7 protein-coding genes and 1 pseudogene are annotated in these 6,819 nt (G+C 37.0%); 3 read left to right on the forward strand and 5 right to left on the reverse strand.

Features of this window, described 5'->3' with window-relative positions; all coding sequences use genetic code 11:
* Positions 1 to 255, forward strand: a 255-nt coding sequence (locus BO222_RS02620; protein WP_075818131.1) for a transposase, incomplete at its 5' end; no start/stop codon positions are given.
* Positions 256 to 464: 209 nt separating this feature from the next.
* Here the strand turns inward: BO222_RS02620 and BO222_RS02625 are convergent.
* From BO222_RS02625 to BO222_RS02635, 3 genes are read right to left on the reverse strand one after another with little or no spacing between them, the layout of a single operon-like run.
* Positions 465 to 1,136, reverse strand: a complete 672-nt coding sequence (locus BO222_RS02625) for a hypothetical protein (protein WP_075818133.1) — start codon at positions 1,134 to 1,136, stop codon at positions 465 to 467.
* Positions 1,136 to 1,528: an HIRAN domain-containing protein gene (locus tag BO222_RS02630; protein WP_075818135.1), complete on the reverse strand. Its 393-nt coding sequence runs from the start codon at positions 1,526 to 1,528 to the stop codon at positions 1,136 to 1,138. The genes BO222_RS02625 and BO222_RS02630 overlap by 1 nt, the downstream gene beginning before the upstream one ends.
* The gene (locus tag BO222_RS02635; protein ID WP_075818137.1) at positions 1,513 to 2,301 is read right to left on the reverse strand and encodes a hypothetical protein; all 789 of its coding nucleotides are present in this window, start codon (positions 2,299 to 2,301) and stop codon (positions 1,513 to 1,515) included. The genes BO222_RS02630 and BO222_RS02635 overlap by 16 nt, the downstream gene beginning before the upstream one ends.
* A gap of 315 nt (positions 2,302 to 2,616) precedes the next feature.
* Here BO222_RS02635 and BO222_RS02645 point away from each other — a divergent pair, with 315 nt between their 5' ends.
* Positions 2,617 to 3,345: a lysozyme family protein gene (locus BO222_RS02645; RefSeq protein ID WP_075818141.1), complete on the forward strand. Its 729-nt coding sequence runs from the start codon at positions 2,617 to 2,619 to the stop codon at positions 3,343 to 3,345.
* A 1,048-nt stretch (positions 3,346 to 4,393) separates the two neighbouring features.
* On the opposite strand, the pseudogene BO222_RS02655 reads toward BO222_RS02645, so the two are convergent.
* Together BO222_RS02655 and BO222_RS02660 are read right to left on the reverse strand one after the other, a co-directional pair.
* Positions 4,394 to 4,858, reverse strand: a pseudogene (locus BO222_RS02655) (restriction endonuclease subunit S); the annotation flags it as partial.
* A gap of 98 nt (positions 4,859 to 4,956) precedes the next feature.
* Complete coding sequence (locus tag BO222_RS02660; RefSeq protein WP_075818143.1) at positions 4,957 to 5,487, reverse strand: restriction endonuclease subunit S; 531 nt, start codon at positions 5,485 to 5,487, stop codon at positions 4,957 to 4,959.
* Positions 5,488 to 5,644: 157 nt separating this feature from the next.
* Between BO222_RS02660 and BO222_RS02665 the strand changes: the two genes are divergently transcribed.
* Positions 5,645 to 6,577, forward strand: a complete 933-nt coding sequence (locus BO222_RS02665) for a site-specific integrase (protein ID WP_075818145.1) — start codon at positions 5,645 to 5,647, stop codon at positions 6,575 to 6,577.
* Positions 6,578 to 6,819: the final 242 nt, after the last annotated feature.

Raw genomic sequence — 6,819 nt, forward strand, 5'->3', positions numbered from 1 at the left:
CGGGAGAACATGTCTTCAGATGCAGGACATGAGATTATGGTCAGCCGGAGCATTCAGGCGGAAGGAACCTTCGGAGATCTTAAAGAAAACTACAGATACAGCCGATTGAGACGCCGGGGACTGGAAAACGTAAAATTTGAGGTGCTTATTGTGGCCATGGGACACAATATCAGAAAATTAAACAACAGAAATCGGATGAGTTTCCCAGAACTCGAACGTTATGGAAAATTAAAGGAGCAGAAAAGCGAAATCTGAAAAAGATTATAAACAGTCTTTTTGAGTTTTGGCTCTTTTCAGTGCGTTCAAAAATTGACTTGAGCGGAAAAACACATCATAAAACAGGATTGAATCAGATAAAAAGCATAGAAAAAGGAGCTGTAAATCTCGCTGATGAAAAATCAGTCGAAATTTAACAGCCCCTTTTTTAATCTATAAATGATGCAGGATTTCAGCTGAAGTCCTTTTCACACTGCAAATTCATACTCATCAAGAAGATCTTCAAGAACTTCCATCAGATCGACGTCCTTTGGGCTATCCGGCTCCATTTTCATGCGTTTCTTAAGAACATCGACTGCATCCTCAAGCAGATCTCTCATTTCATGTATGATTGGAGGATCAAACGCAAGAAAGGAAAACCAGACATAAGCTGCGGCAAATTCAGGAAATGGCTGCAATGGAAAATCCCGGTTATCACAGGCAAGATCGATATCCTTTTGGATAATTTTCATCGCTTCTCTGGGATCATACAGCTCCTTTGAGCCTTCCATCAGTATCCTGACTTTCAGAATATCCACTCTTAAATTCCCTGAGAGTTCATTGCACAGTTTCAGCGCTTTATTTTCATCAAAGCCGTCACATGAAGGTTCAAGCAGGCATTCTATCCATCCAACTGCAGAAAGCAGGTCCTTTGTCATTTCATAGTTTTTCTGAAAAAGCTCAGCTGCCTGTTCATAATCTTCTCTCTTTTTAAATAAAGATCCTAGATTATAACGGATGATCTGTTGTTCATAAGGATCTTTGAGACGGTTGAGCAGTTCTTCATAAAGATCCGAAGCAGTCTGCAGCGCCCCTTCATCTTCTACTGGATAAGCTGCCAGTTCATTGGCTTCTTTTTCGATTTCATTAAGATCTTTCATTAGAAATCCTCCATCCAGAGATCGACTTTAAGTGAATAATAACGACCCGTTTTTTTAACGATTGAAACAGTCGCTTCAATCATCTTTCCCGCATCCATCAGACGGGCAAAAACTCGATTGTTCTTTTTTGGAATATATCCAATTTTTTTGCCTGTCTCATTCTCTATTCGAATCGCATACAGATCATTTGGATTCTTCGGTTCTCTGATCAGACGAAGCTTTTCCTGCGGCTTAAGTCCTGCTGGACGCTCCGGATCATCAAGATGACTGATTCCAGCCGCATAAACAGAATCCAGGTAAATTCTTTCCTGCATAGGTTTTAAAAGATCGGGCAGATCTCCAAAAACGATCAGATCCTGACTGTCATCAAACTTCGTTAATGCATTGGACATGAATGGCTCCTTTCCTGTATTTCCTGCTTCTTTTTTTCAAGAGAGTCAATATATGTTTTCAGTTTTGCGATGTCACGAGCAAAAACGTTCTTTCTTTGTTCCTGACCTTCTTCAGTATCCATCCATTGACAAAGATCAAAAGCTGGGTCTTTGCTCAACTCATCAATTTGTTCCTGAATCCGAATGATCCGTTTTTCAGGATCAAAGTCAAATTCGAAATCATCTGCATTCTCCTGATTCTCATCGAGCAGCAGGTTCAGCTGTACTTCCAGATTTTCAAGTTCTTCAAGATCGTTGATTTCATAAGCAAGACAGGCGGCATGCCAGATTAAACAAACATCTTCATTATCAGCCAGTTTGGGATGAAGATCCGGATGGATCCTTTTGGCGATCCGATGATAGATATGACGGATCTTCAGAGCATCATCTTTCGAAATCTCTTTAGCTTCGCTGACTAAGGAGTATTCTTTTGCCATCTGAGTCATCTGCAGGTCGTACTCACTCATCTGCTGATCAATTTCAGATTGCATTTGCTCGATATCAACCGCTTCATGAGAATTTAGCTTTCGAACCATCCAGGCAATTTCTTTTTTCAGTCGGATAATCCGGATCTGCAGGTTGAATTCTTCCATACGAAGTTTTCCGAAGAGCTGAATGTAATGTATTTTGATGGAATGTATTTTTTTCTTCAGCGCATCTCTTTTCATCAGAAGCTTCTGCAGTTGATGCGTATATTCTTTATAATCATCTTTGCTTTTCACAACATCGTTCATGTCTTCACATTATCACAGTTTCACAGGATGTTGACAGGAACGTCTTTCTTTTCAGATGCAGACTCTGCCATTCGATACCTGGTTTTAGATTCAGTATTCTTCAGATCAGAGAAATTCAAAAATTCTGTTAAATTCTTAGATTTTTTCTCAGATGGAAAGCGAAAATGAATATTTCCAGAAGGCTTATTAAAAATATCTGAAACAGGAGTAAGTTGAATACTGACTGACTTATGATCTACTGAAGAATTTTCTCTGGGATAATGATGTAAGACTGATGAATGAACAGAATTTCTTTTCAACCTGTACAATTCTTTTATGAAAAATTCCAGGACCAGTCATTACAGAAAAAGAACTTCTCCACCTCCAGTACCTTCAGATATAAAGCGAAGAAAGAAAAGAAAAAGAACGATAAATCGTCTGAAACAGGCCCGTAATCTTTCATTTCTGATCCTGATCCTTCTTGGCTGGACTTTCCTTTCAAAAAGCTGCTTTTCTTCTTCTCACAACACCGTTTATGTCAATCCCTGGGCAATCAGTGAGAATGTTTATGCTTATGAACCCGCTCTGGATGCCAAAGCCGCAGAATATGGAATTTCAGATTATGAGGATATTCTTCTTTGCATCATGCAGGTTGAAAGTGCTGGTTCAGGAAATGACGTGATGCAGGCCAGTGAATCTCTCAGTCTGCCTTTGAATACTCTGAATCCAGAAGAATCGATCGAACAGGGAGTATCCTTTTTTGCTTCCTTGCTTGCTAAAGCAGACCGGCTTGGACTTGATTTAAGCTCAGTCATTCAGGCGTATAACTATGGATCTGGATTTCTTGACTATGTCTATGAAAATGGAGGTTCCTATTCTTTTGAACTGGCTGAAGAATTTTCCAGGATTCACAGCGGTAATGAAAAAGTTGAATACGTCAATGAAATCTCATCATCAAAAAACGGCGGTTATCGATGGAATTATGGAAATATGTTTTATGTAGATCTTGTAAATCGATATTTGCAGGAGCTTCAAAGTCAAAGAGATGCAGAATATCAAAGCTGAATTTTAATCAGCTGGATTAATGTACAGCTGATTAGCACAAAAATGAATAATCTTCGGATATGTAATTCGATCGTATCAATCATTGATTCAGGAAACTAAGATCGATGAAAATCATTTGTTCAGTGAAATAATCTTTGCAAATACTGCTACAAAAGATCCCTTCTTACAAAATCCCATAGACTTTTCCAGTATATTTTTCAATTTTGGTTTTGATCATTTGCCATTAACTATAATTGAACTCCCTGATTTGAATTGCTTACAGGAATCAGGTTACCTGTTCGATAAGATCCGTATTTCGATGGCGATCCAATTCTTCAGACCAGAAGCTTGCATCTAGCCCGCTCATAAAAATGTCCGGATCATTCGTCTTATCAGTTTAGACTTTCTTCAGCAAATACTTTACTACCTGATCATTAATCGGACTTCTTGCTATAGTATGAAGATATTCTCTTTATTAATGAGCGATCATTCAACAGCCTAGCCACCTTTGCTAGATAAGATATGATCTGACTAGATTCTCATTACCCGTCCATTTCCTTCACGAAGTGGACGGGTAATATTCATTTGGATGTATTTCTCTGTGTTTTGATCAAAAGTTTTCTGCGGTTTCCTTTTATGTCTGATAAAACAGATACAAGAAACATGAGTGGAGCAAAACAGAAATGATTCTTTGCTAAATTAACTTTTTGGGTATTACCAGTGAAATCAAAAACCGAATTAAAAATCAGTTTATGAATAAAGGATAAAGTTTCAAATGTTCCATGAGTTTTAACGATTCACATTTTTTGATCTAATAGCTTGATATCATTTTTTTATCATCAGCTCATCTTCTTAATGCAATTTCGAATCATAACATCACTCCTGTTTATCCTTTTCACTTTGAAATATCCTTCTACGGATTTTTTTCAACGCCTTATCACCAACACCAATTCTGTATTTGAGTTCAATCTTATTTTAAATGTAATTAGATATCTTCTCCAAAGAAAGATGTACACGCCCAAGAAACAGAATGTCGTTTTTTTATAAATTATAGTTGTATTTCAATCTACTATTTCTGATGAAGGGCTATTGTTTTATCAATCGTGCTAAATAGCCTACCAATTTGCTCTTGTTCTGTTTCTGGTGGTACAGCAATTCTGGAATTATTAATATCCTTACTATTTAAAGACTCGAATGTTGAGCCTGCTGCTAATCGTTTCCAATATCCTTCGACATTCATCTTTGTGAGAAGTTGATATAAAAATTCGTTTCCTTTGATAGCAGCAACACCCCGACCAATAACCGCTTTATATAAAGTCTTTCCCATTTCACCTGCCGGTGCTCGAACACTCATTATTAAATCTCCAGGTTCAGCCAATTTTGTAATTTGTGTAGTCCAAGTTCTAGGTACTACCCAGCCATTAATAAGATCAGCATTACCTTGAATTAAAATATAATCACTTGGTTCTTTAGAATAAGTTGAACCATCAGGAGATTGCCCCATTATAATATGGGCTTCGTCTCCAAGCTTACGATGTTCCCAAGTGTTTCAAAAATCGTTAATTTACCGAAAAGTCTGTTATTAATTATGTTCATATTTCATGAACATCCCCAAATTACTGACAAGATCATTTACTTTCGCTGATGAAGGGTAATTAGATGATCAAACATTCGAATACAAGTGCTTACTTTCATTTGCTCTACTAGAGAAGGATAAATAATTTGAAGATTTTCTAAATCACTATTGTGAATATGAACTACAGATTTTCCTTGAGCTTTAGAAGCAAGTTCCTTCTTTAAATAACCATTTGATAATTGTAGAGCTAGAAACACTGGATCGATTTCTGAATTCGGGTTAATGATATTCAAATCTCCACCAAGCAAAAATCCTTTACTTATAACAGCTGAAGCTCTAGCAATATCCTCTGCTGTTTCACCCGAAGCTGGGACTATCACTTCGCCTCCTTTGGAATAAACAGAGCCAATTAATGGTTTAGCGTAAGTATCGACAGTCTCTATAGCTGAAGAATAATTGGTATAAAGACGTCCATACAAAATGAGTGGAGTTCCTCGATCAGTTAAATCGTTTTTTGAATAGCCACGTCCTTTAGCAAAGGTTGCAATAGTCGCAAGCTTACGATGTTCCCAATTACTAATTTTGATCGTAAATCCATGTACTCGATTATTAGACTCTAATTATTTTTATATTTTACTGTCTAATTTATGAACAAATAGAATTCGATGTTAAAAATCTGCCAATGAAAACTTTCTTTCTGATTTCTATACTCAACTTATATCGAAGAAAAATAGGAGGAAAAATATGGAACGGGATTTTAATCGAGAAGAACTCTTCTGGCAGTATTACGAAAAGTGGATAGAAGTGTATAAGAAAGGTGCGGTTAGAGATATTACACTCAATAAATATATGATGACCTTAACCTGGCTCAAAAAACTTGCACCTGATCTAGTTGTTTCCGACTTGAATAGAGTTGGTTACCAGACAATTATTAATGGATACGCAGAATATCATGAACGTCAGACAACAATGGACTTTCATCATCAAGTCAAAGGAGCTATTTTAGATGCTCTGGATGAAGGTTTGATTGAAAGAGATCCGACAAGAAAAGTAATTATTAAGGGAAAAGTGCCTTCGCAAAAGAAAATCAAATTTCTTAATCAGTTTCAGCTTCATTCTCTGTTGGCAGACTTAGATTTAAATTCGAAACAAGAAATAGGATGGGATTGGATGATTCTTCTTGTTGCTAAGACAGGCATCCGTTTTTCCGAAGCTCTTGGTATTACTCCAAAAGACTTTGATTTTTCCAGACAAACTTTATCCATCAATAAAACATGGGATTACAAGAATGGAACAGGTTTTATGCCAACGAAGAATAAATCATCCATTAGAAAAATTGAGCTTGACTGGAGAACAGTTGCTCAGTTTTCAGAACTGACTAAAGGATTACCGGAAGATGAACCGATTTTTGTTCATGGAAATGTCTACAATTCTACGATTAATGCAGTACTGGAAAGGCATTGCATTAAAGTTGGCTGTCCAGTGATCTCAATTCATGGTTTGAGACATACCCATGCTTCATTACTTCTTTTTGAAGGAGTATCTATAGCCAGTGTAGCCAGAAGATTAGGACATGCTTCCATGACAACAACGCAAAGAACTTATCTCCATATTATTCAGGAACTTGAAAATAAGGATGTCGATTTAGTCATGCGCTCCTTATCTAATCTCTGCTAAATCTGAGCAAAAGCAAATATTGGGGCTGTTAAATTTCTGACAGTCCAAAAATAAAAAGAGGCACCTGATCCGTAATGGATGAGGTGCCTTTTTTTGGTAAAATATGTTCATGATCAATAAACAAAATTACCAAACACACTATAACTGTTATGAAATGACCTTTGTCAAGAGTGAATAAGAAGACATATTGCCCCCTTACCCCCATTGATAGTCTTCATTTTGGTTCGATGGTAGACAGCACT

It is taken from the genome of Ileibacterium valens (assembly GCF_001945525.1).
GTDB classification, from domain to species: domain Bacteria; phylum Bacillota_I; class Bacilli_A; order Erysipelotrichales; family Erysipelotrichaceae; genus Ileibacterium; species Ileibacterium valens.

What these genes read in the sequence shown, in the direction of transcription:
- BO222_RS02625 (WP_075818133.1), bottom strand. Translation starts at nt 1,136, where the DNA reads ATGAAAGATCTTAATGAAATCGAAAAAGAAGCCAATGAACTGGCAGCT.
- BO222_RS02630 (WP_075818135.1), bottom strand. Translation starts at nt 1,528, where the DNA reads ATGTCCAATGCATTAACGAAGTTTGATGACAGTCAGGATCTGATCGTT.
- BO222_RS02635 (WP_075818137.1), bottom strand. Translation starts at nt 2,301, where the DNA reads ATGAACGATGTTGTGAAAAGCAAAGATGATTATAAAGAATATACGCAT.
- BO222_RS02665 (WP_075818145.1), top strand. Translation starts at nt 5,645, where the DNA reads ATGGAACGGGATTTTAATCGAGAAGAACTCTTCTGGCAGTATTACGAA.
- BO222_RS02645 (WP_075818141.1), top strand. Translation starts at nt 2,617, where the DNA reads ATGAAAAATTCCAGGACCAGTCATTACAGAAAAAGAACTTCTCCACCT.